General features: G+C 37.4%; 18 protein-coding genes and 1 tRNA gene. 11 read left to right on the forward strand and 8 right to left on the reverse strand.

Features of this window, described 5'->3' with window-relative positions; translation table 11 throughout:
* Window positions 1-2 precede the first annotated feature (2 nt).
* From G5B37_RS09645 to G5B37_RS09660, 4 genes are all read left to right on the forward strand, one after another.
* The gene (locus tag G5B37_RS09645; RefSeq protein WP_164679828.1) at window positions 3-641 is read left to right on the forward strand and encodes a ribonuclease H1 domain-containing protein; all 639 of its coding nucleotides are present in this window, start codon (window positions 3-5) and stop codon (window positions 639-641) included.
* A 114-nt stretch (window positions 642-755) separates the two neighbouring features.
* Window positions 756-1679 carry a PfkB family carbohydrate kinase gene (locus G5B37_RS09650; RefSeq protein ID WP_164679829.1) on the forward strand — a complete coding sequence of 308 codons (924 nt, stop codon included), beginning with the start codon at window positions 756-758 and terminating at the stop codon, window positions 1677-1679.
* Window positions 1680-1722: 43 nt separating this feature from the next.
* Entirely contained in the window at window positions 1723-3621 is a 1899-nt protein-coding gene (locus G5B37_RS09655; protein WP_164679830.1) for an amidophosphoribosyltransferase, read from the forward strand.
* Window positions 3622-4518: 897 nt separating this feature from the next.
* Entirely contained in the window at window positions 4519-5037 is a 519-nt protein-coding gene (locus G5B37_RS09660) for a GNAT family N-acetyltransferase (RefSeq protein ID WP_164679831.1), read from the forward strand.
* A 108-nt stretch (window positions 5038-5145) separates the two neighbouring features.
* Here the strand turns inward: G5B37_RS09660 and G5B37_RS09665 are convergent, their stop codons facing one another.
* Complete coding sequence (locus G5B37_RS09665) at window positions 5146-5754, reverse strand: superoxide dismutase (protein WP_164679832.1); 609 nt, start codon at window positions 5752-5754, stop codon at window positions 5146-5148.
* 160 nt (window positions 5755-5914) lie between these two features.
* Between G5B37_RS09665 and G5B37_RS09670 the strand changes: the two genes are divergently transcribed.
* The 5 genes from G5B37_RS09670 to G5B37_RS09690 all read left to right on the forward strand — a co-directional run bounded on the left by G5B37_RS09670 (window position 5915) and on the right by G5B37_RS09690 (window position 15484).
* Complete coding sequence (locus G5B37_RS09670; protein WP_164679833.1) at window positions 5915-9094, forward strand: UvrD-helicase domain-containing protein; 3180 nt, start codon at window positions 5915-5917, stop codon at window positions 9092-9094.
* Window positions 9095-9122: 28 nt separating this feature from the next.
* Window positions 9123-10322 carry a glycine C-acetyltransferase gene (gene kbl / locus G5B37_RS09675; RefSeq protein WP_164679834.1) on the forward strand — a complete coding sequence of 400 codons (1200 nt, stop codon included), beginning with the start codon at window positions 9123-9125 and terminating at the stop codon, window positions 10320-10322.
* 121 nt (window positions 10323-10443) lie between these two features.
* Window positions 10444-11850 (forward strand): OmpA family protein, encoded by a 1407-nt coding sequence (locus tag G5B37_RS09680; RefSeq protein WP_164679835.1) that lies wholly within the window; start codon window positions 10444-10446, stop codon window positions 11848-11850.
* A 67-nt stretch (window positions 11851-11917) separates the two neighbouring features.
* Entirely contained in the window at window positions 11918-14638 is a 2721-nt protein-coding gene (locus G5B37_RS09685; protein WP_164679836.1) for a PD-(D/E)XK nuclease family protein, read from the forward strand.
* On the forward strand, window positions 14639-15484 hold the full coding sequence (locus G5B37_RS09690; RefSeq protein WP_164679837.1) for an alpha/beta hydrolase family protein: 846 nt from the start codon (window positions 14639-14641) through the stop codon (window positions 15482-15484).
* Window positions 15485-15517: 33 nt separating this feature from the next.
* Here the strand turns inward: G5B37_RS09690 and G5B37_RS09695 are convergent.
* Window positions 15518-15591 (reverse strand) — tRNA-Ala (locus tag G5B37_RS09695).
* Window positions 15592-15618: 27 nt separating this feature from the next.
* A complete protein-coding gene (locus G5B37_RS09700) occupies window positions 15619-16413 on the reverse strand; it encodes a universal stress protein (protein WP_164679838.1) in 795 nt (264 codons plus the stop codon).
* Window positions 16414-16458: 45 nt separating this feature from the next.
* Here G5B37_RS09700 and G5B37_RS09705 point away from each other — a divergent pair, with 45 nt between their 5' ends.
* A complete protein-coding gene (locus tag G5B37_RS09705) occupies window positions 16459-16959 on the forward strand; it encodes a GNAT family N-acetyltransferase (RefSeq protein WP_164679839.1) in 501 nt (166 codons plus the stop codon).
* A 36-nt stretch (window positions 16960-16995) separates the two neighbouring features.
* Window positions 16996-18327 (forward strand): MATE family efflux transporter, encoded by a 1332-nt coding sequence (locus G5B37_RS09710; RefSeq protein ID WP_164679840.1) that lies wholly within the window; start codon window positions 16996-16998, stop codon window positions 18325-18327.
* A gap of 136 nt (window positions 18328-18463) precedes the next feature.
* Here G5B37_RS09710 and G5B37_RS09715 read toward each other — a convergent pair whose 3' ends face one another.
* The 5 genes from G5B37_RS09715 to G5B37_RS09735 form a co-directional block, all read right to left on the reverse strand.
* Window positions 18464-19699: a hypothetical protein gene (locus G5B37_RS09715; protein WP_164679841.1), complete on the reverse strand. Its 1236-nt coding sequence runs from the start codon at window positions 19697-19699 to the stop codon at window positions 18464-18466.
* Window positions 19700-19726: 27 nt separating this feature from the next.
* Window positions 19727-21082, reverse strand: a complete 1356-nt coding sequence (locus tag G5B37_RS09720) for a hypothetical protein (protein WP_164679842.1) — start codon at window positions 21080-21082, stop codon at window positions 19727-19729.
* Between the two features lie 199 nt (window positions 21083-21281).
* The gene (locus G5B37_RS09725; protein WP_164679843.1) at window positions 21282-21605 is read right to left on the reverse strand and encodes a hypothetical protein; all 324 of its coding nucleotides are present in this window, start codon (window positions 21603-21605) and stop codon (window positions 21282-21284) included.
* Window positions 21606-21704: 99 nt separating this feature from the next.
* A complete protein-coding gene (locus G5B37_RS09730; protein ID WP_164679844.1) occupies window positions 21705-22451 on the reverse strand; it encodes a LytR/AlgR family response regulator transcription factor in 747 nt (248 codons plus the stop codon).
* Window positions 22452-22454: 3 nt separating this feature from the next.
* Window positions 22455-24326, reverse strand: a complete 1872-nt coding sequence (locus G5B37_RS09735; RefSeq protein ID WP_164679845.1) for a histidine kinase — start codon at window positions 24324-24326, stop codon at window positions 22455-22457.
* Between the last annotated feature and the right edge of the window lie 145 nt (window positions 24327-24471).

Raw genomic sequence — 24471 nt, forward strand, 5'->3', positions numbered from 1 at the left:
ATTTGGCAAAAAAGAAAGAAAAATTCTATGTAGTGTGGTATGGCAATCCAGCCGGTATTTTTGGTAGCTGGAAAGAATGCCAATTATCTATTAAAGGTGTAAGCGGGGCTCAGTACAAATCATTTCCCACGTTTGCAGAAGCAAAAATAGCTTACAATAAAGAATATGCAGATTATAAAGGGAAAAGCACTAAAAAGAAAACCCTCACCAAAGAAGAGCTTGCCAAGATTGGCGAACCCAACCTATATAGTATTGCTGTAGATGCTGCTTCGAGTGGCAACCCTGGTAAAATGGAATATCGCGGGGTAGATACGCAAACAACAAAACAATTGTTTCATCAAGGACCCTTTCAGCAAGGCACAAATAACGTAGGAGAGTTTTTGGCATTGGTGCATGGAATTGCGTACTTAAAACAGCAAAAAAGCGACCGCATTATTTACAGCGATTCTCGCATCGCAATGGGCTGGGTGAAGAAAAAAAAGTGCAATACTAAACTCAAAAAAACAGCCAGAAACGCCAAAGTTTTTGAGTTAGTGGCTCGTGCAGAACATTGGTTAAAAACAAACACCTACACAACAACTGTTGTTAAGTGGGAAACCAAAGCATGGGGTGAAATTCCTGCCGATTTTGGACGAAAATAGGCGCTCCTTTCTAATTTCATAGAATGAATAATCGGTTCTAATTCTTCTAACTAAAATCGTATATTTGCACCTTCAATTTGAAACAAAAAGTACCCGACTCCTCGGGCATTAAAAATGAGCAAACTTGTAATTGTTGGTACCGTTGCTTTTGACGCTATTGAAACTCCATTCGGAAAAACAGATAAGATTTTAGGCGGTGCAGCTACCTATATTGGGTTAGCAGCTTCGCAATTTAATACAGATGGCGCTATTGTGTCGGTAGTGGGAGGCGATTTTCCGCAGGAAGATATTACCATGCTTCAAAACAAAGGCATGAACGTAGAAGGTCTTGAAATTGTTGAAAATGGTAAAACCTTCTTTTGGAGCGGCCGTTACCACAATGATATGAATAGCCGTGATACGCTAGCCACAGAACTTAATGTGTTAGAGACATTCTCTCCAGTGGTGCCTAATAATTATAGAGATGCCGAGGTAGTTATGCTCGGCAACTTGCATCCAATGGTACAGATGAGCGTTATTGAGCAGATGAATGACCCAAAAATGGTTGTTCTAGACACCATGAACTTTTGGATGGACATTGCTTTAGATGACCTTAAAAAGGTAATCGCAAAAGTGGATGTTATTACTATTAACGACGAAGAAGCAAGACAACTTTCTGGAGAATACTCTTTGGTAAATGCTGCCAAGAAAATCTTTACAATGGGTCCTAAATATGTGGTTATTAAAAAAGGAGAGCACGGAGCGCTAATTTTCCATAAAAATGAAATGTTCTTTGCCCCTGCACTACCACTGGCTGAAGTTTTTGATCCTACCGGAGCAGGCGACACTTTTGCAGGCGGGTTTACGGGTTATCTTGCAAAAACAGGTGACTATAGTTTCGACAATATGAAACGTGCCATTATTCATGGCTCTTGTTTAGCCTCATTTTGTGTAGAAAAATTTGGCACAGAACGCATGGAAAACCTAAATAGAGAAGAAGTAAATAAGCGCTTGCATCAATTCAAGAGCTTGACACAATACGACATACAATTATCATAAACACGCGCCCTGAATTTTCGGGGCGTTTTTGATTGCAAATAAAATGAGTGACGCACTAAAACACGAATGTGGCATTGCCTTGGTAAGACTTCTAAAACCATTAGAATATTACAAAGAAAAATATGGAACTGCTTTCTACGGGGTCAATAAAATGTACCTAATGATGGAAAAACAGCACAACCGCGGACAAGACGGTGCTGGATTTGCCAGTATAAAGCTGGATGTAAAGCCCGGAGATCGATATATAAGTCGTATTCGCTCTAACCAAGCACAGCCCATTCAGGATATATTCGGACAAATAAACCAACGCATCAATGATGAGTTTAAACTTGCTCCGAGTTTAAAAGACGATGTGGCTGCCCAAAAAAGACAAATACCTTATATAGGTGAGCTCTTATTAGGGCATGTACGTTATGGAACCTTTGGAGGTAATAGTGTAGAAACTGTTCACCCTTTCTTGCGTACCAACAATTGGATGCACAGAAACCTCATTATTGCAGGTAATTTTAACATGACTAATACTACCGAGTTGTTTGATAACCTCATCCAATTGGGTATGCATCCTAAGGAAAAAGCCGATACCATAACAGTAATGGAGAAAATTGGTCACTTTTTAGACGATGCGGTTCGAAAACTCTATAAGAAATCTAAAGCCCAAGGACTAAGTAAAATTGAAGCGTCCCCATACATAGCCGAGAATTTAAATCTTGCCAAAATACTGCGCAAATCTGCTAAAAACTGGGATGGTGGCTATGCAATGGCTGGACTGCTAGGTCATGGTGATGCGTTTGTGCTAAGAGATCCAGCAGGTATTAGACCTGCCTATTACTACCAAGATGATGAAGTAATTGTAGTTGCTAGTGAACGACCCGTAATTCAGACCGTTTTTAATGTGCCTTTTGAAAGTGTACAAGAAATTGAGCCTGGGCATGCACTGCTGATGAAGAAAAATGGTTCTGTGTCTATGCAAGAAATTTTAGAGCCTTTAGAACGTAAATCGTGCTCTTTTGAACGTATTTACTTTTCTCGAGGAAGCGATGCCGAAATCTACCAAGAACGTAAAGAGTTAGGTAGATTAATAATGCCAAAGGTCTTAGAAAATATAAATTACGATACCGAAAACACCGTCTTTTCATTTATACCCAATACTGCTGAAACTTCTTTCTACGGAATGCTAGACGCTGCTCAAAACGAGTTGAACAAGCAAAAGAACGAGGCTATTCTTAAAGAAGCTGAAAATCTAACCGAAGCACGATTGCTAGAAATTCAATCGCATAAAATTAGGACTGAAAAAATAGCCATTAAAGATGTTAAGCTTCGTACGTTTATAACAGATGACAGTAGTCGCGACGATCTTGTGGCTCATGTTTATGATGTTACCTACGGAGTGGTGAAGCCAAATGACAATCTTGTAATTATTGATGATAGTATTGTTCGAGGCACAACCCTTAAGAAAAGTATATTAAAAATGCTAGATCGCCTGAAACCAAAACAAATTATTGTGGTTTCTTCTGCACCACAGATTCGCTATCCCGATTGTTATGGAATAGATATGGCGCGCTTAGAGCATTTAGTAGCCTTTAATGCAGCATTAGAATTACACAAAGAAAGAGGTACTGCATCTATCATTGAAGAAATTTATAAAAAGTGCAAACAACAGCTCGAACTTCAGGATGCCGATGTAATAAACCACGTAAAAGATTTATATGCTCCATTTACCGACCAAGAAATTTCAGATAAAATAGCAGAAATTATTAGTGAGGAAACAATAGACGCCAAAGTAAAATTAATCTTTCAATCTGTAGATGATTTGCATAAAGCCTGTCCTAAAAACCTTGGAGATTGGTATTTTACAGGCAATTACCCAACGGTTGGTGGAAATCGGGTAGTGAATAGAGCCTATATCAATTTTTATGAAGGCAACCCAGAAAGGGCGTATTAAATGTTAAAATTTTTATTTTGTCGCGCACTTAAACGAATAAAAGAACACTTAGTCTAAAAGTAGGAAAACACTTATAGCTCATTTCAAAATATAATCTATATTTGACTCATACCATAGCATAAGTAGGTTAAGTTCATGGTAGATTTGGGGCAAAAAAGGTGAACTCTTGTTTACCTTTTTTTTATACCCAAAATCTAACGGGGTGGCGAGTAATACCAAGCGATAGCGTGTATTACGAAGGCGATTCTTAATACCCAAAAACTCTTGTTTACCTTTTTTTTATACCCAAAATCTAACGGGGTGGCGAGTAATACAAAGCGATAGCGTGTATTACGAAGGCGATTCTTAATACCCAAAAACTTTTGTTTACCTTTTTTTTATACCCAAAATCTAACGGGGTGGAGAGTAATACCAAGCGATAGTATGTATTACGAAGGCGATTCTCAATACCAAAAAACTTTTGTTTGCCATTTTTTACCAACTGAATCTAGGAAGCGCTTTTTTTGGTACTATTAGAAATTAGCTTTAGAAGGTAACGTTTATCGCTACATTCAACCTTTTAGATACAACCTTATAGGTATGTATTACCATAGTTCTTTGCGGAAATCGTCAATAATCAGCACTTTAACGAATAAAAAGACGTTTGGTCTAAAAGTTAACATTGTTAAACTTAGAATAATATATATTTGATTCATACCATAGCATAAGTAGGTTAAGTTCATGGTAGATTTGGGGCAAAAAAAGGCGAACTACTGTTCGTCTTTTTTTATGCATTAAATCTAAAGATGTGCCAAATAGTATGTAGTGACAACGATTGTTATGAAAGTGCTTCGCTATCTTCTAGTACTACAATATGTCTACTTTAAATGCTATCTCTAATTGGCAATAATTACTAAAATGAAACCTCTAATTGATACAGAAAGATTACTGTTAAGAGAAATTACGCTTCAGGACACAGATGTAATGTTTCAATTACATTCTAATCCTGACGTACAAAAGTATACTGGAGAGCCCCCTATAGACTCTATAGAAGAAATGGAACAGGCAATTCAGACAAGGATTAACGATTATAAAAAGTATGGTTACGGCAGGTGGGCCACTTTTCTAAAAGATGGAATGCATTTTATTGGGTGGGCTGGTTTAGCATACCTACCCGAATTTGATAAAATTGATCTTGGCTATAGATTTTTACCTAAATATTGGGGGAAGGGTTATGCAACAGAAGCATCTCATGCAATTCTGGCGTACGGATTTAACAATCTCCTATTAAAACAGATAATCGCAATTGCTTTGAAAGAGAATAAAGCATCGATACGAGTGATGGAAAAAGTTGGGATGAAATTTGACAAATTCGCTCCCTACGAAGAGGGAGGCGAAGATGTTGTTTGGTACCAGCTCCAAAAGAATAATTTATAACATCGTGTCGCCATTTAGGTATGGCCATTTATACTTTATCATAAGCTTTATAAAGCAAAAAAAAAGCCACTCGTTAAGAGTGGCTTTCTAATTTTTAGCTTTAAACAATTACTTGTTCTCTGCATATCTTCTTGACACCTCATCCCAGTTAATTACATTAAAGAATGCTTCAACATAATCTGGACGTCTATTCTGATAATTTAAGTAATAGGCATGTTCCCATACATCCAATCCTAGAATTGGTGTTCCGCCACAGCCAACTCCTGGCATTAACGGATTATCTTGGTTTGGCGTGCTGCAAACGTCAACGTTTCCACCTTTGTGAACACATAGCCAAGCCCAACCAGAACCAAACTGTCCTCCGGCTGCCGAAGAAAATTTTGATTTAAAATCGGCAAAACTTCCAAATGCACTATTAATAGCACTTAAAAGTTCACCGGTTGGCTCTCCGCCGCCATCTGGAGACATCACTTCCCAAAATAGGCTGTGATTGTAAAAACCGCCACCGTTGTTACGAACAGCTTTGTTGTCCATATCTAGATTCATAAGGATATTCTCGATGGTTTTACCTTTCATATCGGTTCCATCAATAGCTGCATTTAGCTTATTTGTATATCCTTGATGATGCTTACCATGGTGAATTTTCATGGTTTGTTCGTCTATATGTGGTGCCAACGCATCGTGAGCGTATTTTAATTGTGGTAATTCAAATGACATAATTATTGCTTTTTGGTTACTATAAAATTTTAAAGTATAAAGGTACGTATTACAAAAGGTATTAAATGTTATAAAACTTATAAGATTTTTATGGGTGTATAGATAGAACAAATACGACCCTTCTACCCACATTAATTTGTACTTTTATAAAAAATAGCTTTTGGAAATTTCAGCACCTATTACCATATACAATGCTTCTGCCGGTAGCGGAAAAACTTTTACCCTGGTTCAACTGTTCTTAGAAAAGCTGCTTAGTTCTGGCAATCCCGACGCCTATAAGAACTTTTTGGCTATTACGTTTACCAACAAGGCCGTAGCAGAAATGAAAAAACGTATCATAGATACGCTTGTAAGCTTTTCCGAAGAAGAAAGCTTTACAAACCCGCCTAAAATGCTTCAAAAAATTGCCAAAAGAACTGAAATTTCTATCGAAACACTTCAGCTTAGAGCAAAAAAGTCGTTAAAACATCTTTTACATAATTATGCCCAATTTAGTGTTGAAACCATAGACCATTTTAATCATAGATTGATTAGAACTTTTGCAAGAGATTTAAAACTTCCGGCCCATTTTGAAGTGAGCTTAGATGTTCCTTTACTCCTGTCTGAAGCTGTAGACAATCTTATTAACAAGGCAGGTGAAGACATGGAAATAACAAAAGTGCTAGTAGCATTTGCACTACACAAAACAGATGAAGATAAATCATGGGATATTGCATACGACTTACTAACTACTGCCTCGTTGTTGCTGAATGAGAATGACGCAGCGTATTTACAACAATTTAAGACCACAACCTTAACCGATTTTCAAACGCTTAAAGCAACACTTACTAAAAAACGTAACAGTCATTTCGCCACATTAAAAGACCTAGCGAAAAACACCTTGCAAATCATTGAAGAGGCTGGTCTAGAGAAAACAGATTTTAATGGTGGCTCTAGAGCTTATTTTCCAAGTTATCTCGAAAAAATAGCCAACGAAAACCTATCTGTTGCTTTCGGTGCTGCATGGCAAAGTAGTATGGGAGAGAAGCCTATGTATCCCAAATCAAAAACAACCGATGCGATTGCTCAAACTATCGATGCACTTACAGATCAATTTGTTGCTGTGTTTTTACAATCTAAAGAATTGGTCGTAGAAATTAAGTTACTAGACAACATTCTTAAAAACCTCACCCCCTTGTCTGTAATCAATTTAGTGCAACTGGAATTGCAAAACTTAAAAGAGGAACAGAACGTCCTTCCTATTTCAGAATTTAACGCTTTGATTAATGAAGAAATAAAAGATCAACCAGCTCCTTTTATTTATGAACGACTAGGAGACAGGTATCGGCATTTTTTTATAGATGAATTTCAAGACACATCGCTATTACAATGGCAAAATTTAATTCCACTTATAGACAATGCAGTTTCTCAAGAGTACGAAGGCACAAGCCCAGGTAGCGTTTTATTAGTAGGAGATGCCAAACAAGCTATTTATAGATGGCGGGGGGGCTTACCAGAGCAATTTATTGATTTATACAGCAAGAAAGCTGTTCCGTTTTCGAACACAAATGTGGCAATAGAGAACCTAGATACCAATTGGCGTAGCCATGAGCAAATAGTCTCTTTTAATAATTCTTTTTTTAGCTTTCTTGCCAATAGATTTGGAAATTCGATGCATCAAAATTTATACGAAATTGGTAATCGGCAAAAGACCAATTCGAAATCTGAAGGCTACGTTCAATTAGAATTTATAACCGCGGCAGATAAAGAAGACGCTAACGAGCAATACGGGCGATGTGTTTTAAACACCATACAAAACCTAACAGCTGGCAAGTACGCACCAGAAGATATTTGCATTTTAACGAGAACCAAAAAAGATGGTGTTGCTATTAGTACTTACTTAATGGAGGCTGGCATTCATGTGGTCTCTGCAGAAACACTTCTAGTAAATTCTTCGGCACTCGTACAGTTTTTAGTAAACGGACTTACACTCGCGCTATACCCAGATAATGATATGGTGAAGGTGAGTTGGCTAGATTTTTTACACGGTCATTTTAATATTCCTACAGCCAAACATGATTTTTTAGAAGCTTGTCTTTCAAAGAACGACACTTCCTTAAATGAGCTACTTAGCGAGTACCAAATAACGGTTAATCTCGCCACGCTCACTACATTGTCTCTGTATCAAGCATTTGAATATCTTATTAAACAAAGTAAGCTTTATACAGTTGCAGATGCATATCTCTTTGCCTTTATGGATATAGTCTTGGAGTTTGAAACACAACCTCAGGCAAGTAAGCTTAATTTCTTAGACTACTGGGAGTCGAAAAAAGAGAAAGCCAGTATTCCTTCAGAAGGTATGAAAGATGCCGTTACTGTAATGACAATTCACAAAAGTAAAGGTCTAGAATTTCCGATAGTATTATATCCATACGCCAACACAAAGCTATATGCAGAACAAAATGCCAAGGCTTGGTTTCCTTTAAATGAAGGTGGTTTTGGTGATGCCCTGATTAATTTCTCCAAAGAAGTAGAACATTTTGGTGCTGTAGGTCAGGCGCTTTTTTCAGACAGACGAAACACCCTAGAATTAGACAACATTAATTTGTTATACGTTGTTCTTACACGTGCTGTAGAACAACTATATGTTTACTCTGAAATTCCCTCAAAAATATCTATTGAGCAACCTGACGACTTTAGGCAGCTTCTCATTGCCTATTTATCGGCAAATAACCTTTGGAACCCAGATCAATTACGCTATTCATTTGGCGATTTTAAAGCCACTTGCAACCTTGCTTCCAAAGAAAAGAAACGTGACGAAGTTGTAGTAGTAACACCTAGCTATATTTCTTCTAGCCCAGAAGAGCATCAATTGAGAATCGCCAGTTCTGAAGCATCTCTTTGGCAAACAGATGCAGAAGCGGCTATTGACTTAGGGAATCTTGTTCATGATACTATGGAGCATATTCGTACTAAAAATGATATTAAAACTGTTTTCGCATCATATAGAGAAAGGGCACTTTATCCTGAAGACACCATAACTTATCTTGAAAGTGTTGTGGTAAATATTGTACAGCATCCAGATGTTATGCATTTGTTCTCAGACGAACTAACGCCAAGCAGTATTATAAATGAGCGCGATATTGTAACTAGTACTCAAGAACTGTTGCGCCCAGATAGGCTCAATTTTTTTGATGATAATACGGTAACTATAACCGACTATAAAACAGGTACAGAAAATACAAAACACAATCGGCAGCTCGAAATATATGGTAAAACCTTACAAGATATGGGCTATGAGATTGCTGAAAAAATTCTAATTTATAGTCATGGCGCTTCAATTTCCATAAATAAAATTTAACTTTGACACCTCATAAAACCAAACCGAGATGTACGGAAAAATTAAAGAACATTTACAGCAAGAACTTCAGGAAATAAAGGATAATGGATTGTTCAAAAAAGAACGCATTATTACTTCTCCTCAGGGTGCAGCAATTAAGATTTCAACAGGAGAAGAAGTGATTAACTTTTGTTCTAACAACTATTTAGGGCTTTCTTCCAACAAAGAAGTAATACAAGCTGCAAAAGATGCTATGGACACGCACGGGTTTGGAATGTCGTCGGTTCGTTTTATCTGCGGAACTCAAGATATTCACAAAGATTTGGAAGCAAGCATTGCTTCTTATTATCAAACAGAAGATACCATTTTATATGCTGCGGCTTTTGATGCAAATGGTGGTGTTTTTGAACCATTGCTTACAGCCGAAGATGCCATAATTTCAGATTCGCTAAATCACGCGTCTATAATAGATGGTGTGCGTCTGTGCAAAGCAGCGCGCTACCGATATGAAAACAGCAACATGGAAGCCTTGGAAGAGCAACTTATTGCTGCCAACGAAAATGGTGCTCGATTTAAAATTATTGTAACAGACGGAGTCTTTTCTATGGATGGTATTGTGGCTCCTTTAGATAAAATTTGCGATTTAGCTGATAAATACGATGCCTTGGTTATGATAGATGAATGTCATGCAGCAGGTTTTATTGGGGAGACAGGACGCGGAACCCTTGAAGAAAAAGGGGTGATGGGCAGAATAGACATTATAACAGGAACCTTAGGAAAGGCGCTTGGCGGAGCAATGGGAGGATATACTACCGGGAAAAAAGAAATTATTGAATTATTAAGACAACGTTCAAGACCGTACTTATTCTCTAACTCACTTGCCCCTGCCATTGTAGGAGCATCTATTAAGGTATTTGAAATGCTTGCAACAGATACGTCTCTTCGCGATAAACTAGAAAAGAACACCGCTTACTTTAAAGAAGGTATGAAAGCTGCTGGTTTTGATATTGTTGAAGGAGACTCTGCAATTGTTCCGGTAATGTTATACGATGCGAAACTCTCGCAGGAAATGGCCGATTTACTTCTTGAAGAAGGAATCTACGTTATAGGGTTCTTTTATCCAGTTGTACCAAAGGGGAAAGCGAGAATTCGTGTGCAATTATCTGCTGCTCATGAGAAAGTACATATAGATAAGGCCATTGCTGCCTTCACAAAAGTAGGGCTAAATTTAGGGGTCATTACCCAATAGCTAACACAGAATAAGAAGCTAGCCTATTGCATTTCGGAAAAATTTAGTAGATTTGCTTTTGTTTATAAGTTGTAACAACTTACTTTTGTTCCATTAACACTTAAAAATTAAACAATCGAATATGAAACATCTTAACAGTATTTTAGTTGCTGCGCTCCTTATCATCGGGGTTGGTGCAGCTAACGCACAGGACGAAAACAATCCTTGGGCAGTTGGTGCCGGTATGAACGCAGTAGACGTTTTTCCAGTAGGAATTGAAGACGAGGGCAGGTTTCCAGCCAGAAGCGCAGACTTCCAAGAAATTAAAGGAGAATTTGGAGACGAATACTTCAATGCGAATGACCACTGGAACATCTTACCTTCAGTATCTAGAGTATCTGTAGGTAGATATATAGGTAGCGGATTCTCTTTTACAGGAGTTGGTACTATCAACAAAATTAACAAGTTAGGTGATACCAGAGCTGACGATTTAACGTACTACGGTCTTGATGGTGAAATTAAATATAGCTTAAGAGATCTAATTAACGGCCCAGGTGGATGGTTTGATCCATCTCTTGGTGTTGGTGGTGGTTACACTTGGATAGACGATATCGGATTTGGAACTGCAAACGGTATTGCAAATGTTCGTTTTTGGTTAGGTGAAAACTTTGCCTTTGACGTACAGTCTACTTACAAGCACGCTTTCGAAGACACTTATGGAGTTAAGCACTTTCAGCACTCTGCTGGATTTATGTTTAAGTTTGGTGGAAAAGATACTGATGGTGACGGTATCTACGACGTAGATGATGAGTGTCCAGAAACACCAGGTCTTCCAGAATTTAACGGATGTCCTGATACAGACGGTGACGGAATCGAAGATAGAAACGATGCTTGTCCAAACACACCTGGTTTAGCTGAATTCAACGGTTGTCCTGATACAGACGGTGATGGTATTCCTGATCCTCAAGATGCTTGTCCAACAGTAGCTGGTCTTGCTTCAATGAACGGATGTCCTGATGCTGATGGTGATGGTATTACCGATGCTGAAGATGCTTGTCCTAACGAGGCTGGTCCTAAGGCTAACAATGGTTGTCCTTACCAAGATCGTGATGGTGACGGTGTATTAGACAAAGATGATGAGTGTCCAGATGTTCCTGGAACTGTAGCTAACAATGGTTGCCCAGAAGTAACTATTGAAATTATCAACCAATTGAATGAGTACTCTAAAACTATCTTATTCGATTACGATAAAGCGACAATCCGTCAAGAGTCTTACTCTGCATTACAGAGTATTTCTGATATCATGAAAGAATACTCAACTGCTAACTTCCACATTGAAGGGCACACAGATGATAGAGGTAGAGATGCTTATAACATGGATCTTTCTAAGAGACGTGCTGCATCTGTAAGAGAATACCTTACAACTAAAGGTATCCCTTCTAATAGGTTGACTTCAGAAGGATACGGTGAAAGCCGTCCAATTGCTACAAACAAAACTGCAGCAGGAAGACAACAAAACAGACGTGTTGAAATCTCTTTGAAGAAATAAGAAACACACTAAAATAAATTACCGAGAAACGCCTCCTTTTTAAGGGGGCGTTTCTTATTTTTAGGGTATGCTTACTTTCCTAGAAGAAACCTTAGAACATATACAGAAAACCCATCAGAATCTATCTGATGCTGTTTTTATACTTCCAAGTAAACGAGCGGGTGGCTTTCTCAAAAACTACCTTCGGAAAACAGCAACATCAACACAATTTCTTCCAAAGATTAGCAGCATTGAAGACCTAATTCAAGAACTATCTGGGCTGCAAATTATAGACACTACAGAACTACTTTTTAAAAGCTACGAAGTTTACAAGAAGACTTCTTCCTTTAAAGAGAAAGAAAGTTTCGATCAATACGCAGGATGGGCCACAACACTTTTAAATGATTTTAATGAAGTTGACAGACACCTTGTAGATACACAACAGTTTTTTGACTATCTAGGAAGTATAAAAGCATTAGAGCGCTGGAATGTTACCTCACAAAAAACACATTTTTTAGAAAACTATGTGACCTTCTGGAAGAGCCTTCCACTTTTCTACGAAAATCTAAAAGCTTATCTCATTGAGAACGGTGTTGCCTACCAAGGACTTGTCTACAGAGAAGCTGTGGTTGCCATAGAACATTACTTACACGTAAATGCGCAACAACAGCATTATTTTATAGGTTTTAACGCCCTTAATGTGGCCGAGCAACAAATTATTCAGGCATTCTTAGAAAATGGAAATTCAGAAGTGTATTGGGATGCAGAACGGTCCTTTGTAGAAGATGCTGCGCATAGTGCTTCTTTGTTTTTTAGACGCTATACGAAGCAATGGAAATACTTTCAGCAAAACAATCCTCAGTTTATATCTGAAAATTTCTCGGGTAGAAAACATATTAATTTTGTTGCTTGTCAGAAAAACGTTTCGCAATTAAAATATGTCGGTGAGTTATTAGCTAAATTTTCAGAAGAAAAACTAAAAAACACCGCTATCGTTCTAGCCGACGAAACATTATTATTACCCTTACTACATTCTTTACCGCAAAATGTGATACACGTAAACGTAACTATGGGAGCTTCTCTCAAAACGTTTCCAGTAACTGTATTTTTTGAATCCTTGCTAGCGGTACAGAGCAAAAATAATTCGACATATTATTACAAAGATATTCTCAAGATTATTGGGCACCCTGTCGCTTCCAAATTGATTGTTAGCAAGAAAATTATAGCAGCAATTTCAGAAGAAAATAGAAGTCATTATAGCTTAGCACAACTATTAGACATTGTTGAACAGCAGGATAAAGAAATTGTTACTACCCTTTTCAATTCCTTCGATGATAGCCCTAAAAAGGCACTCGTCGCATGTGAATTCCTCTTACAGAAATTAAAAGGTGTTATTGAAAAAAGATCGCTAGAAAATGTAGTGCTATTCGAGCTACATGGCATCTTTACTAATCTACAATCGTTAGAGGCTAAGTTTGACCATTTGGCATCGCTTGGAGCGCTACAAGAGCTTTTCTTAGAGCTAATAGCAACCACTACCATAGATTTCAAAGGAGATGCGTACGAAGGATTACAAGTGATGGGTGTTTTAGAAACAAGGGTACTTGATTTTGAGAACGTTGTTTTGCTTTCGGTTAACGAAGGAATACTTCCCGCAGGAAAATCGAACTCGTCATATATCACTTACGATTTAAAGAAACAGTTTAATCTTCCTCTTTTTACAGAAAAGGATGCCATTTACACCTATCATTTTTATCATATGTTGCATAGGGCCAAAGAAGTGACCATGTGCTACACAAACACTTCAGAAGGTTTGAATAGTGGTGAAAAAAGCCGTTTCCTCTTACAATTAGAAATAGAAAAGCAAGCCCAGCACGTACATTCTAAATTTCAAGTAAGTCCAAGTCTTACTTTTTCAAGTGAAAGCTTAAAAACTATTTCAAAAACCGAATCGGTACAAAAACGTTTACAGGCTATTGCAGCCAAGGGGTTTTCGCCATCTGCACTCACTTCTTACATTAGAAATCCGATAGACTTTTATTACCAAAAGGTGTTGGGGATAAAAGAGCTGGATGAAGTTGAAGAAACTGTTGCCTATAATACACTAGGGACTGTGGTTCATGACACCTTACAACATCTTTATGAACCGTATTGTGGCACAGAGCTTTCGTTGGAAATTCTAAAAAAATTGAAATCGCTTGCTTCAACTGAAGTCGCAAAACAATTCTCTAAAAGTTTTTCAGGCGGGGATATTTCCAAAGGGAAAAACTTAATCATATTTGAAGTAGCAAAACGTTATGTACATAATCTTATCTCGCTTGATGAATCTGACCTTCAGAGCGGAAACACAATTAAAATAGAGCATATAGAAAGTAATCTTCGTGTACAATTACCAATTTCAGAACTCTCGTTTCCAGTTCATATTCATGGAAAAGTAGATAGGGTAGATAGTTTTAATGGCCAGCTACGAATTATAGATTATAAAACGGGCAGTGTACATCAAGGCGACTTAGAGCTAGTTGATTGGTCTACGCTTAACCAAGATTATAAATTTAGTAAGGCTTTTCAAGTGCTCACATATGCATTAATGCTACATGAAAATCATGGTTTCACAAGCACTCAAGGTGGTATTATTTCATTTAAAAATATGCAAGGTGGATTTCTAAAGTTTTGCACTAAAGATTCTTCGAGAACTAAAAATTACAACATAACTGAAGACACCTTGCTGCTATTTAAGGAAGAATTAAAAAATTTAATTCTGGAGATTTGCAACCTAGATACGCCCTTTACTGAAAAAGAGATTGATTAAATGATTTGTAATAAAAACCAATTACTGCCTCAAGAAGGTAAGAAACCTATAGTATATGATGTGTTCTTTGAAGAAACAAAAACCCCTAAACCAATCGTTATTTTTTGTCACGGTTATAAAGGTTTTAAAGATTGGGGAGCTTGGAATCTAGTTGCTGAAAAATTTGCTGTTTCAGGTTTGTTTTTCATAAAATTTAATTTTTCTCACAATGGAGGCACGCCCCAACAGCCCGTAGATTTTCCAGACCTAGAGGCTTTTGCTCAAAATAACTACAGCAAAGAAAAAGATGATTTACAACGCATACTAGATTTTATAACGTTGTCAGAAAAATACAATGCAGAAATAGATACCAACGATATAACGGTGATAGGACATAGTCGCGGTGGTGGAATTGTTTTACTAAAAGCCGAAGAGAGTGATTTAATTTCGAAGGTAGTGACTTGGGCGGGTGTTAGCGATTATAAAGTAAGGTTTCAAGAAGGTTCTGAGAGTTTTAAAGCCTGGAAAGAAACTGGGCGCACCTTTGTAGAGAACGGGCGTACCAAACAGCAAATGCCACACGATTGGCAGTTTTATGAAGACTTTAAACACAATGAACATAGACTTACTATTAGTAGGGCTGTAAAAGCACTTGACAAACCATTGTTATTAATTCATGGCAGTGAAGACCCTACAGTTTTACCAGAAGAAGCGGCACAGCTCCACCGTTGGAATAAGAATTCTGACTTGGTGATTATTGAAGGTGCAGATCATGTTTTTAATGCCAGACATCCATGGAGTAAAAAAAAATTGCCTGAAAATCTTCAGTATGTAGTAGCGACAACAATTGAGTTTGTAAAAAAATAAAAAAGGACAAACCACAAAGCTTGTCCTTTTCTGTGGAGAATATCGGAGTCGAACCGATGACCTTTTGGCTGCCAGCCAAACGCTCTAGCCAGCTGAGCTAATCCCCCATTTGGGTTACGAATATACCAAAAATATTATTCCTGTACTGGCAAAACAAGTAAAGGCTTTGTAGTATGAAATTCCTTTTTAAGAACCACATTCTTTTCCCATAACTTTTTGAAAAACCCGCGCTTACGACGCACCACGCACAACATATCTGGGTTATGGCTTTGAAAGTGTTCTAAGACCGCCTGAAATGTTGTTGCATTCTCAGTTTTGGTATACGATGATTCTATTTTTCTAAGCGCTTTGCTTACATTTTTCATCTCTTCCGTTGTTTCTGGCGTATCAACATGTAAGACATTTATCTCTGTTCCAAAATGCTTGGAGAATTTCCGAAGAGGCTGTAGCATTTTTTTCGATTTAAAAGAACCATTTTTAAACGCCATTAAGATTGTGCTTGGTTGTTCAAAAACTGCCCCTTCTGGAACAATTAAAATAGGAATATTAGTTTGTTTTAATATTTTCCCAGAGGTATTTCCTAGATACACTTCCTCTCGTATAGAATTACTCCTTGGAGACAGTACCATAAGGTCTACTGGTACATGCTTGTTAAATCTGTTTATGGTTTCTACAACGCCTCCTTTTAATGGGTGTGCTATAACGGTAACGTCCTTTTTGTTTACCTTAGACAACACCTCATCTAATCTAGACTCTGTATCTTCCTTGATAATTGAATTTACTTTAGTTAAGCCGCCTACTTTACTAAGTTCTTGAAATATAGAAATTACATACACATACGCGTCTACTTCCTGCGCTAAATCTATGGCATATTGTAAATTACTCACTGCATTATCACTGCCACCTATTGGAACTAAAATATTTTTCATTGTAAAAAAAGTATCTTTATTATACTGCAAAATTAATTCTTAAATATGATTCGAAGAGCGAAACCATCAGAAATTGTTCAACTTATGGCAATAACTAAAGCTTGTGCTGCAAAAATGGCTGCTGAAAATATCTTTCAATGGAACGACGATTACCCAACCACCGCCGCATTTTCATTTGATGTTTCGCGCAATGAGCTTTTTGTCTTACTAGAACAAGATACCATTATTGGTTGTATTACCATCTCTACCTTTAAAGATGCAGAATACAACACAATAAATTGGCTTACTGAAGATGGTCTCAATTATTACATCCACCGACTTGCAATTGCTCCCGAGTTTCAACATCAAGGAAATGCAAAAAAACTCATGGATTTTGCCGAAGCCTTTGCCAGAGATAAAAACGCAACCTCTGTACGTCTAGATACTTTTAGTGAAAATAAAAGAAATCAACAGTTTTATGATGCGCGAGGTTATGTAAAATTAGGCGATGTATATTTTCCAAGACAGACAGCAATTCCCTTTCATTGTTATGAACTGGTCTTATGATAAAACTACTGCAAAGTGTTAGCTTTGTAGTACACAATGAGTGCAACCAATATTTCCTTTAAACGTATTCAACAACTGGCCATCCCTGCGATTATTGCTGGTATTGCCGAGCCTGTGCTGTCTAGTACAGATGCGGCTGTTGTAGGTAATATTCCTGAGTTTGGTACCGAAAGTTTAGCCGCTGTAGGTATTGTAGGCACATTTCTATCTGCCCTTATCTGGATTCTCGGTCAGACACGTAGTGCAATCTCTGCAATTATTTCGCAGAATCTTGGAGCAGGTACTATTAAAGATTTAAAAAGCTTTCCGGCACAAGCAGTATTCTTCAATATTGCACTTAGTATTATCGTTTTGGGTGGTACTTATTTTTTTGTAGCCGAAATTTTCACCTTGCTCAACGCAGAAGGAATTATACTCGATTTCAGTATTGATTATTACAACATACGTGTTTGGGGATTTCCGCTTACATTATTCACCTTTGCCATTTTTGGAATTTTCCGCGGACTACAAAATACTTTTTGGCCCATGATAATTGCAGCTATTGGCGCCGGATTAAATATAGGTCTCGATTTTGCTTTAGTTTACGGTATTGATGGGTTTATAGCGCCAATGGGCGTTGTTGGTGCTGCTTGGGCTAGTTTGGCAGCACAAACTGTAATGGCAGTCCTTTCGTTAATATTAGTACTCAAGAAAACCAACGTTTCCTTACGACTGGTTTTCCCTCTTCATCCTGAAATAAAGCGATTGGTATTTATGAGCCTAAATCTGTTTCTTCGCTCTCTTGCGCTTAATACGGCGCTAATTCTATCTACCAGAGAAGCGGCTGCACTTGGTAAAGAATATATTGCTGCCCATACCATTGCCTTCAACATTTGGATATTTACGGCATTCTTTTTAGATGGATATGGGGCTGCAGGTAATATTTTAGGTGGAAAACTACTAGGCGAACGGAATTTTAATAGTCTTTGGCGTCTTACCAAAAAAGTAAGCCTTTACAACATTGGTGTGGCCACGATCTTAGCAATAATTGGTCTTATACTCTATAAGCCTCTAGGGGTTCTGTTTAATAAAGACCCCGAAGTGCTTCATCTTTTCTACGGAATGTTCTTTATGGTACTTATTTGCTTACCCTTTAATGCTATTGCCTTTACATTAGACTCTATTTTTAAAGGATTAGGGGAAATGGGTTATTTAAGAAATGTATTGTTAACTGCCACCATTTTTGGGTTTATCCCGGTCTTATATGTATCTAAATATCAAGATTGGGGACTTATTGGTATTTGGCTAGCATTGGTTGTTTGGGTTGCTTGGCGTGGGATTGCGCTCATTATAAAATACTATAGAAAATATCTGCCACTAGTTACATAATTGGTGTGCAGTTAAAAAACAAAAAACCAGACTGCTCCTCAACAGTCTGGTTTCACACTATGGATTGTCTATTTGATTAGTTAGTTGCTTTGGTAAAGCTTCAAATGTTTGACAATCCAACCATCAACCTCTTTGGTTATTCATCTAAATAGTCTTGTAATACGGTAATCCATCCTTTTACAGGGTCGTTAAGCAACTTGTCTGTTCCATTTTCACCAGTAGTGTACTCAAGCTGAATTGTTCCAGTAGCAACTGGGTCTATATTTGCCCCATCTTTATAAGCCCAAACAGTTACTTTCAGATCATATGTGTTACCTGCTTGCAATTTGCCTTGAGTTTTACGTAAAAGCTCCAAGAAAGCATAATCTGCCACGTTGTTAGACGTGTTGATTGTTACTTTAGGGTACCAGAAATAGAATTTTTCCTGATCTTTATCTATCTGTGGAATGTTTTTAGAAAACTTAGTGCTAGATTGTCTTAGCTGCTCGCGGTCGGTCTTTTCACCTGCCATTTCGTAAGTAATATTAAACCATGCTCCAGGGTGGCTTTGCTCTAATGGCTGCTCAAAATAAGGCTTAAATGCTACCGTAGCTCCTAGCTCTCTTTTGGTGATAAAATTAGCCTCTTTCTCTGTTGGCTGATTTGATTTTTGATTTCTCAAGTAGTTCGTTCCTTTAGCAAAAGCAATTTTTCCTTTGTAGTTTTTGTAAACATCAAAACGCATCAGTTTTTTCTTAATTTTATCTCCTTCAGCACTTTTCAATGTACCTAAAAGCATATCTACTTTAGCTTGAGCTGTCTCTACATCCCAAGTATCAAAAGAAGCCTTGTCCTTAGCTCCAACTTCAACAACGGTACGTGTTGCATCTAATGGAATAGGGTCATCTGCGTTGTTTAAGCTTCGGTCTCCTTGAATTATGGCAACAACTCCAGGGTCTATCTCTATAAGTTCTACATAACTACTTGCGCTAGCAGACCTCCAGTGGAAAAACATTTTCACTCCATGTTTAGTGTAGTAGCTTTCCTTTAAAGTGAGCTTCATATCTGGCTCGCTTGTGCTGCTTTCAAAATAGTGCAACTTGTTCACTATTTTACCAGCTTCGTTTTTCACAAATCGTAATCCAGAACTAGAAGGGTCTTTTAAACCAAAATACTGGCCTGTCATTCCTAATTCATCAGTTTCCTCATTGAAACTTGAAAAGTTCTTACCCTTTCCTCCTTTTTTTCCTAGTTTTTTCCCCGAATTCTTGGCTTTTTTGCCCACATTTAGCGTTTTCTTCAGTTTTTTACCAAATTGTGCTTCGGCTTGATTACTTACTCCTACAATAAGGAATAAGCTTAAAATTGCTGTAAAAATTGTTTGTTTTTTCATGATTAATTTAATTATGGTTATTGATAGTTAAAAGTTTAGTTGTACTGTTTTCTTTTGTGTTGTGGTAGTTCCTTTAGCTCCAGATGCGCCTGTAGCACCAGAAGTTCCATTTACATTGTAGCGTTTTCCGCCGCTACCTCCTTTACCTCCATTGTTATTTACGGTTATGTTGAATTCGGTTACCGATGGATCTTTAATAATGGTAACATCACCTCCACGACCACCGGCACCTCCCTTGTCTCCATTTGGAAAGCTACCACTGGTTCCGTCACTACCCCACTGACCGTTTCCGCCATTTGCATTTATAATTAACTGTGTGCTAGGTGTGAGTTTATAATGAGCCACAACTTTACGCTCTGTCTCGTCGTAGATATATATTTTATTAAGTTTTATTCCCGACTTTTTGTGAGAAACGGTTTTTACTTTTACCGTTAGTGTGTGGCCGTTTCCGCCTGGTTGACTAGCCCCAAAAGTGGCTTTGTTTGTAGCTTGAGCTCTGTCTGCCCCATAAAACCCGTTTCTACTTACTTGTATTGAAACATCATTGGTTGTAGGTATTGCTTTTTTAGAACGCAAAGAGGGATGGTATACAGATTGTACTTGAAGTACTATTTCATCATTGGTAAGTTTAGTTGCATCTTCATCTACTTTTACACGCTCTATTGTACTACTACATCCTGTATGCGTTAGTTTAAAATCATCCCAAGGGAGCTTACCGCCAAGATTAGATGTTTTGAGCTGTGTGCCATCTTGAAGTGTGGCAACTATACCATAATCTATAGCTTCACTAAAATGTGCAACTTTTTTAGGTGTTGTAATAAGCTCTAGACGAATCTCCTTTACCTTTTTGTTCTCTAAAGAATTTGCTTTTCGATCTGCCTCTGCCTGAGCCGCTTTTGCCACTTTTACATTAGCTCTTGCATTAGTTTGATTTTTAAATGTTGCGGTGGCGTAGCTAGCAACACTTTCGTTAGTGGCCTCCCATTTATTAGAAAAACTACCGCCCGGCTTTACTAACACATATTTTGTAGTAGCCTCTTGTTTTCCGTTCCACTCGTAGTAGACTGCATAATCCTTAAGAAATGTTAGTCTGTATGTTTTAAAGGCAAAATACGCTGGATACCCCGGTACATCTGGCTTAAATTCTTCATCTAAAATACCGGATCGTTTAACAAGTACGCTACTCACTCCAGCTCCTTGATTGGTAATTGTAACGGGCCATGGTTTATTTACTTTCTGAAACTTCTTTTTATCAACTACCTTATAAACGGTATACTTTCCAGATTCAAAATTTTTGAGAATATCATTCTGACTTTCTTGTGCAAGCCCTGCTGTGTTGATGAGTAGCAGTAAGAAGGATAAAATTAATACTAGTTTTTTCATGTTTGCTCTGTGTTAATGGTCAATTAATTACAGTGCAAATATGTAGCGCTCACCGCCATATTTTTTCTCCTAACTGCTGAAACGCGTATTTGAATTGCTAAACACAATCCCCCTATTTATATAGCTTTTAAGCCATTATAAACAAAAAAACCGCCCAAAACGGGCGGTTTACTCAAAATAAAACTGGTTAGTTAGCTCCTTATAGATATTCTGAGAGTTTTATTGTTTTTCCACAATGGTCGCCCGAAATCTTGAAAATTACACTTCCCTTTTTTCCGCTTTTTGCCCATCGTACTTCCTTTCCTTTATTACAGGTAATACTTGTACTGCCTCCTTTATTTAAACTTACAAAGCCGCTTCCAGTATGGATACTAACTTTATCTCCCGTATCATTTATCAGTTTAAAACTGGCAAAAGGAGTTACAATTTCCGTCTTGTTAATTTCAGTGTTAGCAGTAGCAGTTTCAGAAACTTGTAGCGCTGCCACAAAGAAAAATGCAATTGCAATCGATAGTGCTTTCATGTGTGTTGGTTTTTATGTTCAGTATCAAAAATAAATTTAATTGATAGAAAGTTCACATTGTAACTTCTGAAACCTCATTCCTAACTTCTAAAAAGAAATTTATAGATTTTGTACTAAATGTAGAAACTCGTCTTTTTTCTCTTTTGAAATAGAAACTGTTTTGCCGTTATCCATAACAATATACCCTCCATCGCTTTTCACATATTGCTTAATGTAAGTGAGGTTTATGAGATGTGAACGATGAGGCCGATAGAACGTAGGGATGTTTTGAAGTAACTCAACAAAATGTTTTAGCGGTTTACTAATACACAAGCTTTCTTCTTTGGTCATTATGTTGGTGTACATGCCATCAGCCTCCAACATTAGAATATTGTTGAAGTCAATAAATTTAATTCCATCGTTTACTGGAAGTCCTATTTTATCGAAATTATTTTGCGATAAACTCTTCTTTAATTCTTCTAGTTTCTTGCTTATTCCATTTTTACCCATAAACTCAATAGCCTTGTTAACAGCTTGTCTTACTTGAGCGGGCCTAATAGGCTTTAAAAGATAATCTATGGCAGACAACTGAAAGGCCTGAATAGCATATTCGCTATAGGCTGTGGTAAAAATGATTTCAAAGTTGGCAACGTCTTTTTCTATAAAGTTTAATATTTCAAGACCCGAATGCTCGGGCATTTCAATATCAAGAAAAACAATATTTGGCGCCTCTTCTTTAATTATTTCTACGCCGCTTAAAAGGTCTCCAGCCTCAAAAATTGTAGTAATCTTAGGGCAGTTTTCTTCTACTAAAATACGCAGGAGGCTGCGTGCTTTAGGTTCATCGTCTATAATAATTGCTTTCATATACTATGCTGTTACGGTGGGTATTGTTAACAGGACCTTAGTGCCTTTGGCCGTTTCATCTTCATTAAACAAGTCTATAATTTCTACTCCAATCTTTCTATTCTTTCCATAGTTAAGTAGATCTAACCTACTTTCTGTTGCTTTAGTGGCGAACGATTGGTGTTGTTTTTGGCTAAGAGAATTGAGCACGGCAGATTTCTTTCTACCAACACCATTATCTTCAATGCTACATAGTATGGTGGCATTGTCTTTTTGTGTAAAAGTGATCCATAATTTCCTATTGTCTTTCTTATGCAACAACCCATGTTTTAGCGCATTTTCAATATAGGGCTGTATAAGCATGGTAGGAATACGGGTTATTTCTTTGTTGATTTCTTCGGAAACTTCTATGGTAAACATTAATGTTTCTTCAAAACGTAATTTTTCTAAATCAAGATACATCTGAAGGCTTTCAATTTCATCTTGAAGCGTAAGAGAACCCGCATCACTATGCCGAAGATATTTTCGCATTAAATCGGCAAACATTCCCAAATAATCCCCAGCTAAATCCTTTTTATTCAAAATAATGTACTCTTGAATAGAATTTAGAGCATTAAATATAAAATGCGGATTCATCTGGGCTTTAAGTGCCTTCAACTCACTGTCTCTATATTGTTTTTCTAATGCTAGTCTTTTTTGAGTTTCTTTTAGCTCTATAGTAACTAACTCTGCCTTTTTTGTAGCGCGAATCCTACCTAAGTATAACAGCAAACTTAGAAATACAAGGCCTGCAATTATAAGGGCCCCAATAAGTAAGTTTCTATTTCTCTTACTTTCTTCTGAAGCTAAAGCAGCTCTGGCTTCGGCCGCTTGCTTTTGGGCTGCTATTTTATCTGTGTCGTATTTAGTGCGCATTTCTGCAATACGCTTTCTGTCTTCCATAGAATCTATAGAGTCTCTCGTTTCATTATAGATTATATTGGCTGCTTCGGCCTTGTTTTGGTCACCCAAAATACTGTACGCAACAAATAATTTTTGGTTGATTTGTTTTCTATAGTACAGCGCGCCAATTTCTTCGTATAATTCTAGTGATTTCTCGTAAAGCGGTATCGATTTAGCGTGGTTGCCCTGCATAGACTCCATCATTGCTAACTGATAGTTAACAGACGCTATTGATCTTTTATCTCCAATTTCAGTATAATATGGTAGTGCAATATTGAATTTAGTTTTTGCAGCATCGTATTTCTTCTGTACTCGGTACATGGCAGCCAATGTACCTGTCATCAACATTTTGCCAGGAATAAAGTTAGTTTCTTCGCATATAGAAATGGCCTGGTTGTAATAGGCCTCAGCTTTGCTATAATCTTCTAAATGATTGTATGCATTTCCTACGTCAAAATAATACCGTCCCTTTGCTGGAGTAACAGGATCTTCTTTTACCTCTTCTAAGTTTCTCAACGTCATTTCTAAGGCACGGTCTAGATAGTTAGATGCTTGGTACGAAACAGCTAGTTCGCTATTAGAAAGCATTCGTTCTTGTTTACTAGCACCTATAGAATCTAACAACTCCACAGACCTAATTGCTTCCCGAAGGTTTTCTTCGAAATTACCCAACCGTTTGTAATGTTGCGACAAATATCGTCTTGCAACCCCTTCCAAAAAGGGATCTTTTAATTCTCTTGAAATTGAAATTGCCTCCTCCAGCAATGGACCCGATTCTTTCGTGTCTGAAGTTCGTTGAAAATACGCCACATCAAGTAACCTTCTTACTCTGAGGGAATCTTTTTTGGTTTCCTGTTGTAAAAGTAGCTGTAGGCTATCGGCTTTCTTATCTTGAGAAAAACCGAGGGTAGAAAACCCAAATACTAATACAAGTAAGATATATAGTTGCTTCATAAAGTTTAGCGCTCTTAATAAGACACACTCAATAGAGTTCAAATGTATGCTTTAGCGCGTTCAAAATATTGTTGTAATTTCTGAAATAGCGTTTTCAGCTTCTAAAATAGCAGTATTTTTATGCAAATTTTTAATAAACTATGGA

This window comes from Rasiella rasia (genome assembly GCF_011044175.1).
Lineage (GTDB): Bacteria > Bacteroidota > Bacteroidia > Flavobacteriales > Flavobacteriaceae > Marinirhabdus > Marinirhabdus rasia.

What these genes read in the sequence shown, in the direction of transcription:
- G5B37_RS09650 (WP_164679829.1), top strand. Translation starts at nt 756, where the DNA reads ATGAGCAAACTTGTAATTGTTGGTACCGTTGCTTTTGACGCTATTGAA.
- G5B37_RS09655 (WP_164679830.1), top strand. Translation starts at nt 1,723, where the DNA reads ATGAGTGACGCACTAAAACACGAATGTGGCATTGCCTTGGTAAGACTT.
- G5B37_RS09660 (WP_164679831.1), top strand. Translation starts at nt 4,519, where the DNA reads ATGAAACCTCTAATTGATACAGAAAGATTACTGTTAAGAGAAATTACG.
- G5B37_RS09665 (WP_164679832.1), bottom strand. Translation starts at nt 5,754, where the DNA reads ATGTCATTTGAATTACCACAATTAAAATACGCTCACGATGCGTTGGCA.
- kbl (WP_164679834.1), top strand. Translation starts at nt 9,123, where the DNA reads ATGTACGGAAAAATTAAAGAACATTTACAGCAAGAACTTCAGGAAATA.
- G5B37_RS09680 (WP_164679835.1), top strand. Translation starts at nt 10,444, where the DNA reads ATGAAACATCTTAACAGTATTTTAGTTGCTGCGCTCCTTATCATCGGG.
- G5B37_RS09685 (WP_164679836.1), top strand. Translation starts at nt 11,918, where the DNA reads ATGCTTACTTTCCTAGAAGAAACCTTAGAACATATACAGAAAACCCAT.
- G5B37_RS09690 (WP_164679837.1), top strand. Translation starts at nt 14,639, where the DNA reads ATGATTTGTAATAAAAACCAATTACTGCCTCAAGAAGGTAAGAAACCT.
- G5B37_RS09700 (WP_164679838.1), bottom strand. Translation starts at nt 16,413, where the DNA reads ATGAAAAATATTTTAGTTCCAATAGGTGGCAGTGATAATGCAGTGAGT.
- G5B37_RS09705 (WP_164679839.1), top strand. Translation starts at nt 16,459, where the DNA reads ATGATTCGAAGAGCGAAACCATCAGAAATTGTTCAACTTATGGCAATA.
- G5B37_RS09710 (WP_164679840.1), top strand. Translation starts at nt 16,996, where the DNA reads ATGAGTGCAACCAATATTTCCTTTAAACGTATTCAACAACTGGCCATC.
- G5B37_RS09715 (WP_164679841.1), bottom strand. Translation starts at nt 19,699, where the DNA reads ATGAAAAAACAAACAATTTTTACAGCAATTTTAAGCTTATTCCTTATT.
- G5B37_RS09720 (WP_164679842.1), bottom strand. Translation starts at nt 21,082, where the DNA reads ATGAAAAAACTAGTATTAATTTTATCCTTCTTACTGCTACTCATCAAC.
- G5B37_RS09725 (WP_164679843.1), bottom strand. Translation starts at nt 21,605, where the DNA reads ATGAAAGCACTATCGATTGCAATTGCATTTTTCTTTGTGGCAGCGCTA.
- G5B37_RS09730 (WP_164679844.1), bottom strand. Translation starts at nt 22,451, where the DNA reads ATGAAAGCAATTATTATAGACGATGAACCTAAAGCACGCAGCCTCCTG.
- G5B37_RS09735 (WP_164679845.1), bottom strand. Translation starts at nt 24,326, where the DNA reads ATGAAGCAACTATATATCTTACTTGTATTAGTATTTGGGTTTTCTACC.